This window comes from Streptomyces incarnatus (assembly GCF_001027185.1).
In the GTDB taxonomy this organism is placed as follows: Bacteria; Actinomycetota; Actinomycetes; order Streptomycetales; family Streptomycetaceae; genus Streptomyces; species Streptomyces puniciscabiei.
On the sequence record NZ_CP011497.1, the window covers coordinates 2441126 to 2462390 of the forward strand.

Here is a 21265-nt window from a genome sequence, read left to right on the forward strand (position 1 = left end):
GGTGCCTCGCAGGGCTTCGTCGCTTCGTCGCCGATGGGCGGATTCCCCGTTGTGAAGGCGTAATGAAGATCATACTTCTGAAATCGCACGCAACCGGCCCGCCGGTGATGGCATCCTTCCCGTGGCGCCCGTTGACGAGGGCGCATTCACAGGGGGAGGAACATCACCTTGAACCGCATGCGTACGACCGCGGCCGCGCTGGCCACCGCCGGTGTCCTGGCGGCCACTCAGCTCGCTTTCGCCGGGGGCGCGGCCGCCGCCACCCGGGCTCCGCAGAGCACCGGCTGCCCGATCGACATCGTGTACCCGAGCCGCTTCTACGTCGACTCGCACGGCTGGGTCACGAACGGGGGCCTGTACTTCGGCATCAAGAGCAAGACGGCCACGAGCTTCAAGAAGGTCACCTTCAGCGTCACGAACGTCAAGAACCTCCGCTTCGGCAAGGCCAAGCCCACCGGCGGCAGGATCACCCACAACTCGTCCACCTCGGTGTCCGTCTACGCGGGCACGTTCAAGGGCAGGGCGAGCCTGGGGATGAGGATCCCCTCGCACCTGCTCAACACCCGCAGCTACCAGCTGAAGTTCACCCTGCACGGCTCGGGCTGGAACTGCGCCGTGAACCAGGGCACCTGGGGCAACTGACCCCAGGCGCCCGGTCGGCCGGCGGGAGGGCGGCTCAGTCCCCGAAGGGGCGGCGCTCGCTCTCCCGCGTGGCGGGTCCGGGGGTCGCGTCGGCGATCCACGGGCCGTCCCCGGAGGGGTCGACGACGCCTTCCTCCAGCCAGGTGTAGGCACCGCCCAGCACGCCCTTGACCACGGTGCGGTCGACAGCGTCGGTGTTGGTCCACAGCCGGTCGAAGAGCTCCTCGACGCGGATGCGGGCCTGCCGGCAGAAGGCGTCGGCCAGCTGGTAGGCCTCGCGGCCGTGTTCGTCCCGGCTGCGCAGCAGTTCGGCCCGGACGCAGGCCGCGCTCATCGCGAACAGCTCGGCGCCGATGTCCACGATCCGCCCGAGGAAGCCCTGCTTGGTCTCCATCCGGCCCTGCCAGCGGGACATGGCGTAGAAGGTGGAGCGGGCCAGTTTGCGGGCGGCGCGCTCGACGTAGCGCAGATGCCCGGACAGATCCACCTCGTGCTTGAACTCGCCGTACGCCATGGGCAGTTGACCGGGTCCGGCGACCAGTTTCGGCAGCCACTTGGCGTAGAACACGCCCGCGTTCGCGCCCGCCTTCGCCTTGTCGGACAGGGACTTGTCGGGGTCGATGAGGTCACCGGCGACCGACAGGTGGGCGTCGACGGCCTCGCGGGCGATCAGCAGGTGCATGATCTCCGTGGAGCCCTCGAAGATGCGGTTGATGCGCAGGTCGCGCAGGATCTGCTCGGCCGGGACCGCCCGCTCGCCGCGCGCCCTCAGGGACTCGGCGGTCTCGTAGCCGCGGCCGCCCCGGATCTGGACCAGTTCGTCGGCCATCCGCCAGGCCGTCTCGGAGCCGTAGAGCTTGGCGAGGGCGGCCTCGATGCGGATGTCGTTGCGGTCCTCGTCGGCCATCTGGGAGGACAGGTCGAGGACGGCCTCCAGGGCGAAGGTGGTGGCCGCGATGTAGCTGATCTTGGAGCCGACGGCCTCGTGCAGCGCGACCGGCTTGCCCCACTGCTCGCGCTCCGCCGACCACTCGCGGGCGATCTTCAGGCACCACTTCCCGGCGCCCGCGCACATCGCGGGCAGCGACAGCCGGCCGGTGTTCAGGGTGGTCAGGGCGATCTTCAGGCCCGCGCCCTCGGGGCCGATCCGGTTGGCGGCCGGGACCCGCACCTGGTGGAAGCGGGTGACGCCGTTCTCGATGCCGCGCAGCCCCATGAAGGCGTTGCGGTTCTCGACGGTGATGCCCTCGCTGGTCGCCTCGACCACGAACGCGGTGATGCCGCCCTTGTGCCCCTCGGACTTCGGCACCCGCGCCATGACCACGAGCAGGTCGGCGACCACCCCGTTGGTGGTCCACAGCTTCACCCCGTCGAGGACGTACGTGTCCCCGTCGGGTACGGCCGTGGTGGCGAGGCGGGCCGGGTCGGAGCCGACGTCCGGCTCGGTGAGCAGGAAGGCGGAGATGTCGGTGCGGGCGCAGCGGGGCAGGAAGGCGTCCTTCTGCTCCTGGGTGCCGAAGAGCTTCAGCGGCTGGGGCACGCCGATCGACTGGTGGGCGGAGAGCAGCGCGCCGACGGCGGGGCTCACGGAGCCGACCAGGGCGAGGGCCTTGTTGTAGTAGAGCTGGGTGAGGCCGAGACCGCCGTACTTGGGGTCGATCTTCATGCCGAGGGCGCCGAGTTCCTTCAGGCCGGTCACGACCTCGTCGGGGATGCGGGCCTCGCGCTCGATGCGGGCGGAGTCGATCGTGGACTCGCAGAACGCGCGCAGCTTGGCGAGGAACTCCTCGCCGCGCTGGACGCTCTCGGGGTCCGGGAGCGGGTGGGGGTGGATGAGGTCGAGCCGGAAGCGCCCGAGGAACAGTTCCTTGGCGAAGCTGGGCTTGTGCCAGTCCTGCTGCCGGGCGGCCTCCGCCACCTGGCGTGCCTCGCGTTCGGTGACGGTGGTGCGTGACTGGGTGGGGGCGGACATGAGGCTCACCTCGCCGCGAAGAGGGATGATGTCGGACCGTTGGTTACCGACCCGTGCTACTGGATCGTTGGTACCCGAAACGGGCCGACCCCACCACCCCTCGCGCGGCCGAACGGCCGAAAGGACTGCCGAAGCCCGGCGCGGCGGTGTGTACTGCTGCTCGGTGGCTTGTTCGGGATATCGGCCAAGAACGGACTTCGCCGGGCTCACGGAAAGCTGTCGAAGCGCTTCGACATCCTATGGACACCCCGACCCGGCTGAGGCTAGTGTCAATCTCACCCTCACTCGCCCCCGTCGGCAATGCGCGCTAGTCGAAGCGCTTCACAACGCTTGGAGCACGGATGGTCACCCTCGCCGAGGTCGCCCAGCACGCCGGAGTCTCGGCGAGCACGGTGAGCTATGTCCTCAGCGGCAAGCGGTCCATCTCCACGACCACCCGGCAGCGGGTCGAGCAGAGCATCCGGGAACTGGGCTACCACCCCAACGCCGGCGCCCGCGCCCTGGCCGGCAAGCGGTCGAACATCATCGCGCTGATGATCCCGCTGCGCACCGACATGTACGTGCCGGTGATGATGGAGATCGCCATCGCGGTGGCCACCACCGCCCGCACCCATGGCTACGACGTCCTGCTGCTCACCGGAGAGGAGGGACCCGACGCCGTGCGCCGGGTGACCGGCAGCGGTCTCGCCGACGCGATGATCCTGATGGACGTCGAGCTCGAGGACGAGCGGCTGCCGCTGCTCAGGCGGACCGGCCAGCCCTCGGTGCTCATCGGGCTGCCCGCCGACACGGACGGCCTGACCTGCGTCGACCTGGACTGGACGGCGACCGGCGCGCTGTGCGTGGAACACCTGGCGGGGCTCGGTCACCGTGACATCGCGGTCATCGGCGAGGCCCCGGCCGTCTACGAGCGGCACACCGGTTTCGCCGAGCGCACCCTCGACGGGCTGCGTACCCGGGCCCGCGAGACGGGCGTACGGGTGCTGCACCGCCCGTGCGACGGCGGCTACGACGCGATGGCCGTGACCCTGGCCCGGATCCTCGACGAGCGCCCGGCGACGACCGGCTTCGTGGTGCAGAACGAGTCGGCGGTGGAGCCGCTGCTCGCGCTGCTGCGCCAGCAGGGCAGGGCCGTGCCGGAGGACGTGTCCGTGGTCGCGATCTGCCCGGACCAGGTCGCCGTGCAGGCCTCGGTGCGGCTGACCTCGGTCGCCGTCCCGGCGCAGGAGATGGGCCGGTACGCGGTCGAGCACCTGGTGGCCAAGCTGGACGGGCGGGGCGGCGACGATCTCGTGCTGATCGCGCCCGAGCTGACGGTACGGGCGAGTTCGGGACCGGCACCGGCCGCGTCCTGACGTACCTTCCCGTGCTCCGGCGCGTCCGGGGCATGCCTCTGCCTGCCTTGTCCGACGTCCCGCCCTCCTTCAGGAGCACGCAGTGAATCAGCCTGCCGTCACGCCTGCCGTCACGCAGCCCAAGGTCTCGCTCGCCCAGTCCTCCCCCACCGTCGGCACCTTCCGCGAGCGGGACGCGGCGCTGGAGTGGAGCGGCCGCCAGGAGACGGTGCGGATCGAGCCGTGGGGTCCGGACGCGGTCCGGGTGCGCGCCCGGCTCGGCGGCCCGGTGCTCCAGGGGCTCCCGGGCGCCCTCCTCGACGCCCCGCCCGCCCAGGACGCCCGCATCGAGATCGGTGACGGCGAGGCGTGGCTGACGGTCGGCGCGCTGACCGTCGAGGTGAGCGCCGAGGGCCTCGTCCGCTTCCTGCGCACCGCGGACCGTACGGAACTGCTCGCCGAGGAGCGGGCGCACTTCTGGTGGCCCGGGTCGCGGCTCTACACGGCGGCCGGCGGCGGCCACCACCGGCTGGAGCAGCGGTTCGCCGCCTACGAGGGCGAGAAGCTGTACGGCCTCGGGCAGCACCAGCACGGGCGGCTGGACCAGAAGGGCCTGGTGCTGGACCTGGTGCAGCGCAACGCCGAGGTGAGCGTCCCGGTGCTGGTGTCCAGCCGGGGCTACACCCTGCTGTGGAACAACCCGGCGATCGGCCGGGTGGAGCTGGCGGGCAACGGCACCCGCTGGGTCGCGGACTCGGCCCGGCAGATCGACTACTGGATCACGGCGGGCACCCCGGCCGACGGGCAGCGCGCCTACACGGCGGTGACCGGCCGTTCGCCCATGCTCCCGGAGTGGGCGGCCGGCTTCTGGCAGTGCAAGCTGCGCTACCGCACCCAGGACGAACTCCTCGGCGTCGCCCGGGAGTACAAGCGCCGGGGCCTGCCCCTGTCGGCGATCGTGTGCGACTTCTTCCACTGGACCCACCTCGGCGAGTGGCGGTTCGACCCGAAGGAGTGGCCGGACCCGGCGGCGATGGTCCGCGAGCTTCAGGAGCTGGGCGTCAAGCTGGTGGTGTCGGTGTGGCCGTCGGTGTCGCCGCTGAGCGAGAACCACCGGCTGATGGAGCAGCGCGGCTATTTCATCGGCACCCAGTACGGCCCGATGGCGCACGCCGACTGGCCCGACAAGGAGGTCGACTCCACCGTCCAGGTGGCCTTCTACGACGCCACGAACCCCGAGGCACGGGAGTTCGTGTGGTCGAGGGTCCGCGACAACTACCTCGTCCCGTACGGCATCACGGCCTTCTGGCTGGACGCCTGCGAGCCGGAGCTGAAGCCGGGCTTCCCGGAGAACCTGCGCTACTGGGCGGGTCCGGGCCTGGAGGTCGGCAACCTCTACCCGCGCGAGAACGCCCGCGCCTTCCACGAGGGCCTGCGCGCCCGGGGCGAGGAGGTCATCACCCTCAACCGCTCGGCGTGGGCGGGCAGTCAGCGCTACGGCGCGGCCCTGTGGTCCGGTGACATCGGCACCGGCTTCGCCACCCTGCGCCGCCAGCTCGCGGCCGGCCTCAACACCGCGCTGTCCGGCATCCCCTGGTGGAACACCGACATCGGCGGCTTCCACGGCGGCGACCCGGACGACCCGGCGTACCGCGAGGTGATGGTCCGCTGGTTCCAGTTCGGCGCGCTGTCCCCGCTGATGCGGCTGCACGGCTTCCGCGACCCGGGCATGCCGCTCGGCCCCGGGATGACGGGCGGCCCGAACGAGGTGTGGTCGTACGGCGAGGAGGCCGGCGCGATCCTGGAGAAGTACCTGCGCCTGCGCGAGCGCCTCAAGCCGTACGTCCTGACCGTCATGCGGGAGGCCCACGAGGAGGGGCTGCCGGTGATGCGCCCGCTGTTCCTGGAGTTCCCCGACGACCAGGCGGCCTGGTCGGTGGACGACGCCTACCTCTTCGGCCGGGACCTCCTGGTCGCCCCGGTGCTGACGGCCGGCGCGACGGCCCGCACGGCGTATCTCCCGGCGGGCGCCCGCTGGACGGACGCCTGGACGGGTGAGTCGTACGAGGGCGGTACGGCGGTGACGGTGGACGCGCCGCTGGACCGCATCCCGCTGTTCCTGCGGGACGGGGCGCGGTTGCCGGTGGCGGAGTAGCGGCTCCGGCGGCCGGGCCCCTGGCGGAGGCCCGGCCGCACGGTGCGGGTCAGACCCGGCAGGCCGATACCAGGGAACGCACCAGCGCGCCCGTGTGCAGCAGGTCCGGGTGCTTCTCGTGGTGGACCTCGACGACGGCTGTGGCGAGTTCGGGCCCGCAGGCCGGGGTGTCGCGCTCCGCGGTGGTGTCGGCGAGGGCGCGGACCAGGTCCGTGTTGATGCGGTTGATCGTCTGCCGGACGACGTTCAGGTCCGGCTTGGTGGTCGGGGCCTGCTCGGGATGGGCCGCCCACCGGGCGAACAGACCGCGCTGGACGATCTTGTTGGCCTCTATCTGGTCGCGGAAGACGCGCCGGGCCTCGTCCGGATCGGCGCCGAGCTGCGCGGCCTGTGCGGCCACGGCGTCCAGGACCTGCTGTTCCCGGGCGGGATCGTCGATGGGGCTGCCGGTGCCCCACTTCGCGGCGGCCACCAGGTCGGCGGTGGCGAGACGTTCGGCGGCGAGGGAGGCCACGGGGTGGAGGGGCGAGACGCAGGGAGCCGCTGCCGCGGTGCCCGGCGCGGCGAGCAGCACGGCAGCGGCGATCACGGTTCCGGTCAGGGGGGCGGAGATTCGCATGAGGTCCATGAAACCCCACCCCTACGTCTCAACTGCTGCTGGTTGTCTCGCTGTTGACCGTAAAGTTCAGCCCGCCGGCGGACGAGGTGATCTCGAAGCCGAACTGGAGGTCACCGATGGTCACGTCGCCGAACCAGCCCTTGGTGTCCTTGATCCACTTCAGGATCGGCAGGATGTTCACCGTGCCGGAGCCGGAGTTGGAGCCGCGGACGAAGGAGAAGACGTCGTTGGAGCCGTTGTTGCCCTTGTAGACGGTCCAGGTGGAGCCGCCGAGGGTCACGGTGCCCTGGGAGGTGCCGAGCGGGCCGACGGCTCCGGTCTTGTTGACCCAGAGCATGATCTCGTACTTGTGGCCCGTGTCCCAGATGTCATACGCCGTCTCGTAGGCCCCGGACGACGGGACGGTGACGTTGTAGCTGCTGGAGAGCGAGCCCATGGAGCCGATCGATTTGTTGATCACCTTCTTGGCGTTGGGGTAGGACTTGATGCCGCCCGTGTTCGGGTGGTCCGCCCAGACGCCCCAGTTGGTGCCGGAGTTGGCCCAGATGCACTGGCTGCCCGCGCCGGAGCCCCAGACGTCGTTGTACAGCGTGTAGCCGTTCAGCGTGGTGCTGCCCCACTGGTCGCAGGAGCTCCAGACGGCCGCGGAGGCGGGGGCCGAGGCGAGGCCGGCGGTGGCGCCGAGGGCGAGGGCGGGGGCGATCAGGGCTTTCGCGACCCTGCTGAGCGTGCTTGGTGCCATGGTGTCCCTTCCATGGGTGGGGGGAATTGCCGGTATTTGCCGGTCACCGCGCCCCCAGGGTGAGGACGCGGTCTTCTCCGGCGACGAGGTCGAGCGGTTCGCTGCCGGAGGAAGTCCGCAGTTCGATGCGGGCGGTGCGGCTCGGCCGGAGGGTGACCGTGGCCCGACGCGGATCCCACGCGAGGTCGATCTCGGCGCCGAACCGGGTGCGCACGCCCCGGAGTTCGCCGAGGGCGAGGGCCTCCGGGACGACGGGCAGCAGGACGAGCCGGTCCGGGGTGGACTGCACGAGCAGCTCGATCAGCACGCCGGGCAGGGTGTGCGCGGCGTCCGCGTTGTAGACGTCCCGGTGCGGGTAGTGGGCGCTCATCAGGGAGGCGTGGAAGAAGTCGCCGTCGAGGACCCGGCGCAGGGCGTGGGCGGCGCGCGCGGCGTCGCCGAGGCGGGCGGCGATCAGGGCGTGGTGCAGATGGCCGTGGGCGGAGTGGTTCTCCGCGCCGCGCAGTGCGAGGGCGCGGTGGGCGGCGGCGGCCAGGCCGGGGGTGTCGTGGGGGTTGATCTCGTCCAGGGGCCAGACGCCGTAGAGGTGGCTGAGGTGACGGTGGTCGTAGGTGTCGTCCAGGCCGGGCCAGGCCCATTCGGCGAGCGCTCCGTCGGCGTTGATCCGGTGCGGTGGCAGCCGGTCGGCCAACGCCCGCCATCTCTCGGCCTGTTCGGGGTGGTAGCGGGCGGCGGTGAGCAGGGTGTGCCGGGCGGCGGAGAGGTCCATGGCGGCGTTGAGCGCGCCCCAGCTGCCGTTCGCGGGGCGGTTCTCCGGCGAGTAGGAGGGGACGACGACGAGCCGGCCCTCGGCGTCGGTGCGGGTGAGGAAGTCCTCGTGGAAGAGGGCCGCCTCGGCGAGCGCGGCGGCGGTGCGCGGGTCCTGCGTGCCGTGGATCTCGTCGTGGTCGACCAGCGGTTTGAGCAGCCAGTCCGCTCCGGCCGTCCACAGGTGCAGCGGGTACTCGCGGCTGAAGTGGTACGTCAGCCCGGACGCGCCGTCGGTGTGCGAGGGTGCGACGGCGCCCCGGGTGCCGAAGATCGCGCGGGCGTTGGCCCGCCAGTCCGGCAGCTGCCGGGCGACGAGGGCGGCCAGCGCCTCGGTGACCTCGGGCAGGGCGGCGGCCGGCGCGGAGGCGGTCTGGAGGTTGAGGTTGGCGTTGGTGGTGAAGGCGCCGGACCAGGCGGTGTCCCAGTCGCCGGTCCACAGCCCGGTGAGCCGGGGCGGATTGAGGCCGCTGCTGGAGAGCAGGTGGTAGCGGCCGCCCGCGAAGAGCCGTTCCAGCAGGGCCGGGCTGTGCGGGCGCTTGAGCAGCTCGGAGCCGGGCAGGGCGCGCTCGGCCGGATCCGCGCCGAGGTCCAGCGTCACCCGCCGGTAGGCGGTGCGGTGGCGGTCCAGATGGCGGGCGAGGAGGAGGTCGTACGGCCGCCCGGTGCGGTCTTCGACGGCGTCTTGGGTACCGGTCTCGGTCCCGTACTCGGTCCCGCCTTCGGTCCCGCCTCCGATGCCGCCTTCGGTGTCTTCCAGCAGTGCCCGGAGCCGCCGGGCCTCGGCGACGACGTCCGTCTCTCCGGTGTGCCGGTGGACACGGGTGAGCAGCAGCACCCGATCGGCGCCGGTGACGCGGGCGCCCGGCGGGGCGAGTTCGGTGCTGCCGCCGTACGCGGCGACGAGGGTCACGCCGGTGTAGGCGCGGTCGCTGCCCGGGTAGCGGGCGCGCAGGCTCAGCAGGGCGCCCTCGGGGGTGAGCAGGGCGCCGTGCCCGACCCGCAGCCCGGCCGGTGCGCCCGGCAGCCGGTGGTCGAGGCTGATGTCGAGGCCGTCCGTCCTGACCTCGTGCACGATCACGTCGTCCGCACGGGAGACGAAGACGCGGCCGGCGAAACCGGCGCAGGAGGCGGTGACCTCGCCGGTGGTGAAATCGACGGCCCGGCGATACCCATGCCCATGCCCATGCCCATGCCCGTGCCCATGCCCGCTCCCGCTCCCGCTCCCGCTTCCGCCGGGCCTGCGCAGCCGCACCTGGAAGGCGGGATGGAAGGGCTGCACCCACTGCAGGGGGCGGCCGTCGGTGAAGCCCTCGGCGGCGGTCAGGTCGCCGGCGAGCAACCGGTCCTGGAGTGCGGGGAGTTCGGCGGCGAGGCGGGGCGGCCGGGCCCGCTCGCCGCCGTTGGGGCGGACCAGGGTGTGCTGCGTGACGACGACCCGGTCGTCGTTCGGATCACCGAACACGAGAACCCCGTGGTGGCCGTTCCCGGCCAGGAAGGCGTCCTCCCAGCGGGCCGCCGGGGCCGGCTCCCAGGTGCCGTGGACCGGTCCGTCGCTCATGGCCGCAGCACCGCCACGCCGTAGCGGGCCAGGGTGACCGAGCCGGTCACGGTCCCGCCGCCGAGCAGGTCGCGATGGCTGCCCGGGACCTCGACGGTGACCGGCTCGCGCCCGTGGTTCAGCAGGAACAGCAGCTCGCCCCGGCGCACCGCCTCGACACCGTCGGGCAGCCCCTCCAGCACCGGGCGCACCCCGGCCCCGGCGGCGACGGTGCCGAGCAGCGCGCGCAGCGCCTCCGGTTCCGGCAGCGTGGAGAGGTACCAGGCGCGGCCCCGGCGCAGTACGGCGGGCAGCCCGTCCAGCTCGCCGCCCCGGTACGGCACGATCTCCGCGGCCCCGGGCTCCGGCTCGATCTCCTCCGACCACAGCGTCCCGCGGAATCCCTCGCACTCCACCGTCTCCCCCGCTTCCAGCGGCCACCACTCGTGCAGCACGCGGATGCCGAACAGCTCGCGCAGCCGGGCGTCCATGCCGCCGGGCCTGATCCGGTCGTCCTCGTCGGCGACGCCGGTGAGGAAACCGCAGACCAGGGTGCCGCCGCCGCGGACGTAGCCGAGGAGGTTGTCGAGGGCGGTGTCGGTGAGGAGGTAGAGCTGCGGTACGACGACGAGCCGGTAGCCGGACAGGTCGTGCTCCGGGTGGGCGAAGTCGCAGGTCAGATGGGCCTCCCAGAGCGCCCGGTGCCAGGCGGTGAGCACGTCCGCGAGGTCCACCAGCGTGGACAGCCGCCCCTCGTGCGCACCGGCCCACCAGGAGTGCCAGTCGTGCAGGATCGCGACGTCGGCGTCGATCCGGCTCCCTGCCACCTGGGGGCCGATGGCGGCGAGTTCGGCGCCGAGCCGCCGTACCTCCTGGTAGGTGCGGCCCTCCTCCCCCGCGTGGCTGACCATGCCCGAGTGGAACTTCTCGGCGCCCTGCCGGGACTGGCGCCACTGGAAGTAGCAGACGGCGTCGGCGCCGCGGGCGACCGCCTGGAGCGACCAGAGCCGGTTGAGACCGCGCGGTTTGGGATGGTTCACCCCGCGCCAGTTGACCGGTCCGGCCGCCTGCTCCATGAGCATCCACGGGCCGCGCGCCTGCGAGCGCGTCAGGTCCTGCACCAGGGCCCCGCGCTGGGCGCCCAGCGGATCGCGCGGGTCGGGATACAGATCGACGGAGACGACGTCCTCCTCCCCCGCCCAGCGCCAGCCGTCCTGCCCCCTCCACAACGGCATGAAGTTGCTGGTCACCGGGATGTGCGGGGTGTACCGGCGGACGATGTCGCGTTCGGCGGTGAAGCACTCCAGGAGCATGTCGGAGGTGAAACGCGAAAAGTCCAGCACCTGGGCGGGGTTCTTCAGATAGTGCGCGTGCCGGGCGGGCAGGATGCCGTCCCAGGTGTCGTACACCTGGCTCCAGAAGGCGGTGCCCCAGGCGGTGTTGAGGGCGTCGAGGGTGCCGTACTTCTCGCGCAGCCAGCGGCGGAAGGCGGCGGCCGCCTCGTCGCCGTGGTCGACGGTGCAGTACTCGTTGTTGATGTGCCACATCCGCAGGGCCGGATGGCTGCCGTAGCGGGCGGCCAGGTCCTCGGTGATGGCGGCGGCGTAGCGCCGGTAGGCGGCGCTGGAGTGCGAGAAGTGCTGCCGGCCGCCCCACCACTCGGTCCGCCCGTCGGCGTCGCGGGGCAGCGTGTCGGGGTGCAGCCGGCCCATCCACGGCGGCGGGGCGGCGGTCGGGGTGGCGAGGACGACCCCGATGCCGCCTGCGTCCATGAGGTCCATCAGCCGGTCGAGCCAGCCGAACTCCCGTGCGCCCGGCTCGGGTTCGAGCCTCGCCCAGGAGAAGACGCCGACCGTGACGGAGTTGACCGACGCCTCCTTCATCAGCCGTACGTCGTCCTGCCAGGTCTCCTCGGCCCACTGCTCGGGGTTGTAGTCACCGCCGAAGAGGATGCGGCCCCGGGAGGCGTCGGCGAGGGTCGGTGTCATACGGGCTCCCCGTACTGGATGCCGCGCCCGTTGGTGGCGAGGTACACGCGGCCGTGAACGCGCGGATCACCGGTGACGGCCTGGCCGGTCCAGCCCCATTGGTGGGCGTCGTCGTTGATCCGGATCCACGTCTTCGCCTCGTCGTCCGAGCGGTACACGGCGGTGATCGTGTCCGTGACGCCGACGAGGTAGATCGCCGGGTAGCCGGCGCCGGGCGCGGCCTTGCCGAAGCCGAGGGTGTACGCCGCCCGGACGCCCGCGACCTCGGCGAAGGTGGCGCCTGAGTCCGTGGACCGGTACAGCCCGTTCCCCTTGGTGCTCAGCCACAAATCACCCCGGCGCCCCGGGGCCGCGACGAGCTGGAACTGGCTGTCGCCCGAGGGCAGTCCGCCGGCGCGGGCGGCGAAGGTACGGCCGCCGTCGGTGCCGGCGTACAGCGTGCCGGTGGTCGTGTCGTAGGCGTAGAACGTGCCGGGCTCGACCGGGTCGGCGACCGGGGTGGCGCCCTGGGGGAAGGTGGCCGCCTCGGCCCAGGTCGCCCCGCCGTCCGCCGAGCGGTGGGCGGGGTAGGTGGTGCCGTCCCCGTGCACGAAGGTCCACAGCAGGACGGAGCCGTCGGCGCCGACGGCGATCGGGCCGGGGGCGTCCTTGGCGAGCGCGGGCTGGGCCCGGAAGGGCGACCAGGTCCGACCGCCGTCGGTCGAGAACGCGCCGTTGCCGTGATCACCCCATCCCGTGCGCACGACGTACGACGGCTTCGCGGCCGCCTGGGCGAGTCCGGTGGCCGTGCCGAAGACGGGGTCGGCGGCCATGCCGCGGGCCGGGGACGCGGTGAGCCGGTCGTGGTACAGCACGCCGATGTCACCGTTCGCGCTGATCAGATGGGCCTCTCCGGTGGGCGGCGAGATGAGCTGCCGCACGGAGGTCTCCTCGAGACCGCGGACCCTGGGCGCCCAGTTCCGCAGGTCGCGGGTGCCGTAGAGGGTGGCGCCGGTGCCGTAGAGGACGTGCTCGGGGTCGTACGGGTCGACGGCGACGGCCTGGATCCACCAGCCGAACTTGGGCCGGTCCGCTCCCCATTTCAGATAGGGCGTCTCGGAGACGTCGAGGACGGCGGTGTCCTTCAGGGAGACCCAGCTGCGGCCGCCGTCGGTGGTGCGGTACAGGGTGTCCACGGCCGCCCAGCGGTTGTTGGTGGAGACGACGACGGTGCCGGGACGGCAGGCCGCCACCGCGAGGCCTCCGTACCCGAAGGTGTCGGTGCCCTGCGGGACGGCCGGGGTGACGTCGGTCCAGGTGCCGGTGGTGAGGTCCAGCTTGTGCACGCCGCCGTCGGTCTGCCCGTTCGGGCCGGGGGCGTTCGCGTACGTCAGATACAGCTCGCGGGTGTGCCGGTCGTACGCGGCGCGGATCGGGACCTGGGTGGCGGCGCCGGTGGGCTGTCCGGGGACCGGTTGCCAGGTGGTGCCGTCGGTGGTGCGGTAGAGGTGGGGGGCGGTGCCGGCGGCGTCTGCCCAGCCGGCGTAGAGGGCGCGGCCCGCGGCGACGAGGAGGGTGACGCCTTGGCCGGCCGCGTTCGGGGCGGGCGGAAACCCGGTGTCCCGGCCCCAAGTGGCGCCCCTGTCCGTCGACTTGAGGAGTCCGTCGTGGCGGGTGCCGAGCCAGAGGGTGTCGCTGTCGCGGGGGTCGACGAGGAGGCGTTCGCCGGTGCCGCGGCCGTCCTCGTTGGCGCCGAGCCGCACCGGGAGATCGGTGCGCTGCCAGGTGGTGCCGCGGTCCTCGGAGCGGAGGACCGCTCCGTTTCCGGCCCAGGGCTGGGCGTACGTGCCGAGGGCCAGGTACAGCCGGTCGGGGTGGGCCGGGTCGACGGCCATCGCCTCCACACCGAGGAGGTTCCAGTCGTCCCAGCCGAGGTGGTCGATGAGGGGGGTCCAGCGGGCGGTGTCCGCGTCCCAGCGGTAGGCGCCGCCGATGTCCGTGCGGGCGTAGGCGAGGCCCGGGGTGGTGGGGTGGAACAGGACGCCGGTCACGAAGCCGGTGCCGCCGATGACCGCGTTGCGCCAACGGTATCTCTGCGCGGCTTGGGCGGCGTATGCCCTGGTGGGGAGGCTCAGCAGTGCGGCGGTTGCTGCGGTGGCGGTCAGGACGGTTCTGCGGGTTGGTCTGGGCATGGGGTACCTCGGTGTGCGTGGGTCTGGTGGATGGACCGGCGCCTATGCGGGCCGGGAGTGGGTCACTCGCCCGCGCTTGCGGGGTGCCGCTGCGCCCACCCGTGCCGCCTGAGGGTCCCCCCAGGCCCTTAAGGCACTGGGGGAGGCACGACTGCCCGCAGCGGCGGCGCTTCGAAGGCGCCGGCGCTGCAGCGCCCCGAAAGAGGCGCGGGGAACTGCGCGACCGGCCACGACGGACCCGCAGTCGCCCGATCACCACGCGCCCCGAACCAGTAGGCGCCCGGTCACCCCTTCACCGCTCCCGTCAGCATCCCCTTCTTGAAGTGCTTCTGGACGAACGGCGACAGCACGGCCACCGGCAGCAGGGCCATCACCATGACCGCCATCTGCACGGCCAGCCCGGACAACTGCCCGGTTCTGATCGCCTGCCCGAGCCCCACCGGCGCCTGCTGCTTCTGCACCAGCTGGATCATGACGTTCTGCAGCGGCATCTTGTTCTGGTCGTTCAGGTACAGGGACGCGTTGAACCACGCGCTCCAGTACCCGACGGCGTAGAAGAGGGTGATCACCGCGAGGACCGCCCGGGACAGCGGCATCACGATCTGCCACAGAATCCGGACTTCCCCGGCGCCGTCGATCCGGGCGCTGTCGATGAGCTCCTGCGAGATGCCCATGAAGAAGCCGCGCAGCACCAGGATGTTGAACACGCTGATCGCGCTCGGCAGGATCAGCGCGAGATAGGTGTCCGTCAGCCCCAGCGACTGCACCAGCAGATAGGTCGGGATGAGCCCGGCGCTGAAGAACATGGTCGCCAGCAGGGTCATCAGGATCCACCGGTGCCCCAGTGAGCCGGTTCGGGAGAGCCCGTAGGCGCACAGCACGGACACCGTCATCGAGAACAGCGTGCCGACCACGGTGATGCCGATGCTGATGATCGCGGCCCGGGTGACCTGCCCTCCGCTGAGCAGTTCCCTGTAGGCGACGAAGGTGATGCCTTTGGGCACCATCACCAGCCCGCCGGCCTCGTTGATGGTCTTGAGCGAGGACAGGCTGGTGACCACGACGATCCAGAGCGGGAACAGGATCCCCAGGCAGGCGAGGGTCAGCACGAGCCCCTTGCCCGCCAGTCCGGCCTTGCTCGGCGCCTCCTCCCACACCGGGCGGGGCGGCGCGGCCCACCGGGACGGCGTCCGCTGTCCCGCGGGCGGCTTGTCGATGACGGCGGTCACTTCTTGTACACCCCCTGCTCTCCCATGAGATGGGCCACCTTGTTCGCGGCGAGCACCAGTCCGATGCTGACGACGCCCTTGACCAGGCCGGCGGCGGCCGCGTAGCCGAAGTCCTGGTTGCGGACGCCGTTCCACCACACGAAGGTGTCGAGGACCTCGCCCGCTCCGGGTCCGACGGCATCCCGCTGGAGCAGGATCTGTTCGAAGCCGACGGTCAGCGCGTCGCCCACGCGCAGCACCAGCAGCAGTGCGATCACCGGCCGCAGCGCCGGCAGGGTGACGTGCCACATGCGCCGCCGGCGCCCGGCACCGTCCATCGCGGCGGCCTCGTACAGATCCGGCGGTACGGAGGCCAGCGCGGCGAGGAAGACGATGATCCCCCAGCCCGCGTCCTTCCACACGCTCTGCGCGGTGACGAGGAACTTGAAGGTCGACGGGTCGGTCATGATGTTCAGCCCGTCGAAGCCGTGTTGCCGCAGCAGCTGCGACAACAGGCCCGCGCCGCCGAAGAGTTGCTGGAAGACGGCGATGACCAGCACCCATGAGAAGAAGTGCGGAAGATAGAGGATCGCCTGGGAGAACGCGCGGATCCGGGGCCTGACCACGCTGTTGATGAGCAGGGCGAGCAGGACCGGGACCGGGAAGTAGAGCACGAGCTGGATGAAGAACAGCACCAGTGTGTTCTCGACCGCGTTCCAGAAGGCCGGGTCCTGGAAGATCTGCTGGAAGTTCGCCAGGCCCACCCAGGGGCTGTGCAGGATCGAGACGATGCCGTTGTCGCTGATGTAGGGGTCGTAGTCCTGGAAGGCGACCACATTGCCGAGGATCGGCACGTAGTTGAAGACCAGGACCAGCACGAGCGCCGGCACCGTCATCAGGATCAGGACGCGGTCGCGTCGGAACCTGAGCCGGAAGCTCAGCCTGTCCGGCGCCTTCTTCTCCCGGGAGCCGGTGGCGCCCCCGGACGCCACCGGGGTCTTCATCGGCTCACTGGCCTCGGCCTTCCGAGGCACGGTGCTGTGGGACACGGCGGATCTCCTTGCCTCGCCGACGGGTCAGCTCGCCGCCGAACCGCTGTCGTCGAGGAGCTTCTTGTACCAGTCGCGCAGCTTGTCGCCGCCCCTGCTCCTCCAGTCGGAGATGTACTGCTGCATGTCACTGATCTTCTTGTGACCGCGGACGATGTCGTCCTCCAGCTGCTCCATGTCGTTGGTGAGGTTGGTCCAGCGGCTGGGCTCGACCACCTGCAGGCCCCAGAAGGACGACTTCCTGGTGAAGGCGCCCATCCGCTGCTGCCACCCGACCATGCCCTTGGTGTAGTCCGGGAGGTCGGGGTGGGCGATGGTCGCGGCGGGGCTCGCGACCATGACGAACGCGTTGGCCACCTCGTTGTTGCCCTTGTCCGTCTTGACGGGCACGCCGTTCCTGAGTGTGTAGTGGGTGCCTTCGACGCCGTAGTTGGTCATCATCCACTCCTTGGTGCCGTACGGCGCCGCGGTGACGTCGGCGACGGCCAGCACGTCGCGGATGACGGACTCGGAGGCCTTCTTGTTGACGAAGGCGAAGATGCCGGCCGGGTTCGCGGCCCACAGGACGGGGTTGCCGCCGTCGTGTCCCCACAGGTCCATGCCCCAGACCTTGAAGCCGGGGTTCTGGGTGGCCTGGACGGCCTGCTGGCCGTACCAGTTGGAGATGTCGTTGTTCCAGATCAGGAACTCGCCGGCGGCGAACTTGGCGCTGGGGTCGGTGGCCTGGCTCTTGCCGAGCTTGAAGTCGGGGTGGACGTATCCGGCGGCGAACAGCTTCCGCGTCCACTCCAGCGCCTCGAGGTACTCCGGGGTCTCCATGCGGTGGGTCATCCTGCCGTCGACCACGGTCCAGCTGAGCGACTTCTCCCCGCCGCTGATCACGCCGAAGGTGTTGAACGCGGTCCACTTCATGTCACCGCAGGCCCACCGCTTGGCCCTGGCGTTGGTGATCTCCTTGGCCAGGGCCATGAACTCGGCGGCGGACCTGGGGACTTCGTAGCCCTGCTTGTCGAAGATGTCCTGGCGGTAGAGGGGCACGATGTTCTGGACGTACGAGGCGGGCATCGGCAGGCCCATCAGCTTGCCGCCGAAGAGGGACCGCTGCCAGGCGTCGGTGGGGATCGCCGCGAGGTTCGGGTACTCCTTGACCTTGTCGCCGGACAGGTAGGGGCCGAGGTCGGCGAACTTGCCGATGATGGCGCTGGGTATCTTGGCGGTCATGTTCCAGCCCGGGATGACCACCACGTCCGGGATGTCGCTGGAGGCGAGGACCGCGCCCAGCTTCTGGTCGTAGGTGTTGCCGTCCTGGTTCTGCCACTGGACGTCGACGCCGATCATCGCGTTGGCCGCGGTGTAGTAGGCGCAGTTCTGCTTCGGCGGCGAGCCCCAGAACGGCGACATGACGGTGACCTTGCCGCCCTTGCCCAGCTTCTTCGGGACCGAGGTCTTGAGGGTGGCGACGTCGAGCTTGCCGGTGAAGCCCATCGAGGAGCCGTTCCTGGACGGGATGTCCGGCGTCACCACGTCGCTGGCCACGTAGGCCGGAAGGATCTTCTTCGCGTTCTTGCCCGAGGTGGTGCCGCCGCGCGAGCCGCTGTCCGAACTCCCGCAGGCGGCGAGCAAGGGCGTCCCGCCCGCCACCGCCGCGGCGGCGACCGCCGTGGAGGCGAGGAAGCTCCTCCGGCTGGGGGAGCTTCTCCGGCTGGGCGCGGAGGATGCGGAGGCGGCGTTCGGCGTCATTGCGTCAACCCTTCATGGCGCACCAGGACACCCGGCGGTGGCCGTCGGCTGCGGTGTCTCGAGTGGATCTGGCTGAGCGGAAGCGTCCTCCGGCGACGGCGGCAGCCGTACTCGGCCGAGTCGAAGCGCTTCGATGTTCAGCGAGATTAAGTGAACACCTGGGGGTGCACAAGGGTCGCTCCCAAGATTCCCCGAATGCGCCACGCAATGCCCCGGTGGTCCACACCCCTTGGGAAGTCGGCGAGAACGACGCCTTCTTCACGTCCGGTACCTTGACACCGGACCCACCGCCCCCTGAGCATCGAAGCGCTTCGAAAGTGTCTTGCCGCTCCCTCTGCAAGGGGAATCACTCGTGACCGTCGACCCGCCGTCCACGCCGCCCTTCCGCGATCCCCGACTGCCGTTCGCGAAGCGTGTCGACGACCTGCTGGCGCGGCTCACCCTGGACGAGAAGACCGCCCTCCTGCACCAGTTCGCGCCCGCCGTGGAACGCCTGGGCATCGCCGCCTTCCGCACCGGCCAGGAGGCGCTGCACGGCGTCGCCTGGATGGGTCCGGCGACGGTGTTCCCGCAGGCCGTGGGCCTCGGCGCGACCTGGAACCCGGAGCTGGTGCGGCGGGTCGGCGAGGCGGTGTCCAAGGAGGTGCGCGCGATGCGGGCCCGGGACGACCGGGTCGGCCTCAACGTCTGGTCGCCGACGGTCAATCTGCTCCGGCATCCGCTGTGGGGCCGTAACGAGGAGGGCTACTCGGAGGACCCGAAGCTGACCTCGGCGATCGCCACGGCGTACACGCACGGCCTGCGCGGCGACCATCCGGTGTACTGGCGCACCGCCCCCGTGCTCAAGCACTGGCTGGCCCACAACAACGAGACGGACCGGGCCACCTGCTCCGTCTCCGTCTGCCCGCGCGTGCTGCACGAGTACGACCTGCGCGCCTTCAAGGAGACCGTCGAGGCCGGTGCGGTGGCCGGGGTGATGCCGGCCTACAACCTGGTCAACGGCCGCCCCAACCACCTCTCCCCCCACCTGCGCTCTCAGCTGCGCACCTGGACCGAGGACGACCTGCTGGTCTGCTCGGACGCGGGCGCGCCCTCCAACCTGGTCGACGCCGAGCACTACTTCGGCACCCACGAGGAGGCCACCGCCGCCGCCCTGCTGGCCGGCGTGGACAGCTTCACCGACCACGGGACGGACAGCTCGCGGATCGTCGGACGGGTCAGGAGGGCTTACGCGGAGGGGCTGCTGACGGAGGCGGACATCGACACCGCGGTACGCCGTCAGCTCTCCGTCCGGTTCCGGCTCGGCGAGTTCGACCCGCACCACGACCCGCACGCCGGCACCGGCGCGTTCGACACCCCGGCACACCGGGCGCTCGCCCGGGAGGCCGCCGAGCAGGCGATCGTCCTGCTGAAGAACGACGACGGGCTGCTCCCGCTCGCGCCCGGCACCCGTGTCGCGGTGGTCGGCCTGCTCGCCGACGAGTGCAAGCTCGACTGGTACAGCGGCGGCCTGCTGCATCGCTCCACGCCCCTGGAGGGCCTGTACGAGCGGTTCGGCGCGGACCGGGTGGAGTTCGCCGAGGGCGTGGACCGCGTCCGGCTGCGCACCGCGACCGGGGCCTTCCTGCGGGTGCCGGAGACGGACGCCCCGGACGAGGCGCGCGGCGCCGGGGGCGCCCTGGACCCGGCCCTGCTGCGGGGCCGTACCGATCTGCCGCCGCTCGTCGCGGACCCCGTCGGCACGGAGTTCGCGCTGGTGGACTGGGGCGAGGGCGTGCTCACGCTGCGCGCGCCGGACGGCCGGTACCTGTCGGTCGCCGAGGACGGCCGGGTGCGCGCCGCCGCGGACCAGCCGGGCGGCTGGGTGGTCCAGGAGACCTTCCGCCTCGAACCGCACCGGGGCGGTCACCTCCTCACGCACCTGGGCACGGGCCGTCATGTCCGGGTCGCCGCCGACGGCGTGAAGGTTGCCGGGGCAGGGGATTCCGGCGACGTGTTCGAGGTGATCACGGTCGAGCGGGGCGAGGAGGCCGTGACCCGGGTGGCCGAGCGGGCGGACGTCGTCGTGGTGGTCGCGGGCAACGACCCGCACATAGGCGGCCGGGAGACCGAGGACCGTACGACGCTTCGGCTGCCCGCCCACCAGCAGCGGCTGCTGCGCGCGGCCCGGGCCGCGAATCCGCGCACCGTGCTGGTCCTGACCTCGGCCTATCCGTACGCGGTGGACGTGGTCCGGCTGCCGGCGGTGCTGTGGACCGCGCACGGCGGCCAGGCGGCGGGCACGGCCCTGGCCCGCACCCTCGCCGGCGACGTCTCCCCGGCCGGCCGCCTCCCCCAGACCTGGTACGCCTCCGACGCCGACCTGCCCGACCTGCTGGACTACGACATCATCGGCAGCCGGCAGACATACCTCTACTTCGAGGGCACCCCGCTCTTCCCCTTCGGCCACGGCCTGTCGTACGCGTCCTTCGGCTACGCCGACCTCACGACCCGCGTCGAGGGCGGCTCGGTGCGCGTCTCGTGCGCGGTGACGAACACCGGGGACCGGGCGGCGGACGAGGTGGTGCAGCTCTACGGGCGGGCCGCCGACCCCTCGGTGGCCCGCCCGCGCCGCCAGCTGCTGGCCCACCGCCGGCTCACCCTGGCCCCCGGCGAGACGGCACCCGTCTCCTTCGAAGTCCCGCTGGCGGACCTGGAGTTCTGGGACGTGGCCCTGGATGGCCCGCGGCTGGAGAGCGGGCCGTACGAGCTGTTGCTCGGCGCGTCCAGCGAGGACATCCGCCTGCGCACGGCCGTGCACCTCGACGGCACGCCCCCGGCCCCGCGCCAGGTCGTCCGACGCGGCCTGCCGGCGGCCGACTTCGACGAGCAGTCCGGCGCCGCGATCGTGGACCGGACGAGGACGGCGGGCGACGCGGTGACACCGGCGCACGGCGGCACGGCCGAACTGGTCTACCGTGCCTGCGACTTCGGTGCGGGCGTGAGCGAGGTGACGGCGCAGGTGGCGGGCGAGGGCGTACTGGAGGTGTCCCTGGACGGCGGCCCGGTGCTGGCCACGCTGACCCCGGCCGCCCCCACCGCCGGCGTCTACGCCTACACCGCCCTGTCCGCCGGCCTCGCGGCCGCCGGTGTGCACGACGTCCGCCTCAGGCTGCGCGGCCCCCTGCGGCTCGCGCACGTCGGCTTCTCCGGTTGAGGGTCCGGAGAAGACCGGCGACGCGTGGGGGCCCGGCACCGAAGGCAGCGGTGCCGGGCCCCTTCCGCATGGCGGGCAGCGCCATGGAGAGCTTACCTGGAA

13 protein-coding genes are annotated in these 21265 nt (G+C 71.7%); 4 read left to right on the forward strand and 9 right to left on the reverse strand.

The window, feature by feature from the left end:
• Window positions 1-177 precede the first annotated feature (177 nt).
• Entirely contained in the window at window positions 178-642 is a 465-nt protein-coding gene (locus ABB07_RS10690) for a hypothetical protein (RefSeq protein WP_244189320.1), read from the forward strand.
• 34 nt (window positions 643-676) lie between these two features.
• Here ABB07_RS10690 and ABB07_RS10695 read toward each other — a convergent pair whose 3' ends face one another.
• A complete protein-coding gene (locus ABB07_RS10695; protein ID WP_208898506.1) occupies window positions 677-2614 on the reverse strand; it encodes an acyl-CoA dehydrogenase family protein in 1938 nt (645 codons plus the stop codon).
• A gap of 341 nt (window positions 2615-2955) precedes the next feature.
• Between ABB07_RS10695 and ABB07_RS10700 the strand changes: the two genes are divergently transcribed.
• Together ABB07_RS10700 and ABB07_RS10705 are read left to right on the forward strand one after the other, a co-directional pair.
• Window positions 2956-3969 (forward strand): LacI family DNA-binding transcriptional regulator, encoded by a 1014-nt coding sequence (locus ABB07_RS10700; RefSeq protein ID WP_208898507.1) that lies wholly within the window; start codon window positions 2956-2958, stop codon window positions 3967-3969.
• Between the two features lie 82 nt (window positions 3970-4051).
• Window positions 4052-6103, forward strand: a complete 2052-nt coding sequence (locus ABB07_RS10705) for a glycoside hydrolase family 31 protein (protein ID WP_208898508.1) — start codon at window positions 4052-4054, stop codon at window positions 6101-6103.
• A gap of 49 nt (window positions 6104-6152) precedes the next feature.
• On the opposite strand, the gene ABB07_RS10710 is transcribed toward ABB07_RS10705, so the two are convergent.
• The 8 genes from ABB07_RS10710 to ABB07_RS10745 all read right to left on the reverse strand — a co-directional run bounded on the left by ABB07_RS10710 (window position 6153) and on the right by ABB07_RS10745 (window position 17967).
• Window positions 6153-6731: a chorismate mutase gene (locus ABB07_RS10710; protein WP_425264699.1), complete on the reverse strand. Its 579-nt coding sequence runs from the start codon at window positions 6729-6731 to the stop codon at window positions 6153-6155.
• 19 nt (window positions 6732-6750) lie between these two features.
• Entirely contained in the window at window positions 6751-7464 is a 714-nt protein-coding gene (locus ABB07_RS10715; RefSeq protein WP_208898509.1) for a glycoside hydrolase family 12 protein, read from the reverse strand.
• Window positions 7465-7507: 43 nt separating this feature from the next.
• A complete protein-coding gene (locus ABB07_RS10720; RefSeq protein ID WP_208898510.1) occupies window positions 7508-9832 on the reverse strand; it encodes a glycosyl hydrolase family 95 catalytic domain-containing protein in 2325 nt (774 codons plus the stop codon).
• A complete protein-coding gene (locus ABB07_RS10725) occupies window positions 9829-11799 on the reverse strand; it encodes a beta-galactosidase (protein ID WP_208898511.1) in 1971 nt (656 codons plus the stop codon). Before ABB07_RS10725 ends, ABB07_RS10720 begins: the two co-directional genes overlap by 4 nt.
• A complete protein-coding gene (locus tag ABB07_RS10730; protein WP_208898512.1) occupies window positions 11796-13970 on the reverse strand; it encodes a beta propeller repeat protein in 2175 nt (724 codons plus the stop codon). Before ABB07_RS10730 ends, ABB07_RS10725 begins: the two co-directional genes overlap by 4 nt.
• A gap of 284 nt (window positions 13971-14254) precedes the next feature.
• On the reverse strand, window positions 14255-15199 hold the full coding sequence (locus tag ABB07_RS10735) for a carbohydrate ABC transporter permease (protein WP_208898513.1): 945 nt from the start codon (window positions 15197-15199) through the stop codon (window positions 14255-14257).
• A complete protein-coding gene (locus ABB07_RS10740; protein ID WP_208898514.1) occupies window positions 15196-16227 on the reverse strand; it encodes an ABC transporter permease in 1032 nt (343 codons plus the stop codon). The genes ABB07_RS10735 and ABB07_RS10740 overlap by 4 nt, the downstream gene beginning before the upstream one ends.
• Before the next feature lie 27 nt (window positions 16228-16254).
• Window positions 16255-17967, reverse strand: coding sequence for an extracellular solute-binding protein (locus ABB07_RS10745; RefSeq protein WP_208898515.1), 1713 nt, complete (start codon window positions 17965-17967; stop codon window positions 16255-16257).
• 352 nt (window positions 17968-18319) lie between these two features.
• Between ABB07_RS10745 and ABB07_RS10750 the strand changes: the two genes are divergently transcribed.
• Window positions 18320-21163 carry a glycoside hydrolase family 3 C-terminal domain-containing protein gene (locus ABB07_RS10750; RefSeq protein WP_208898516.1) on the forward strand — a complete coding sequence of 948 codons (2844 nt, stop codon included), beginning with the start codon at window positions 18320-18322 and terminating at the stop codon, window positions 21161-21163.
• Window positions 21164-21265: the final 102 nt, after the last annotated feature.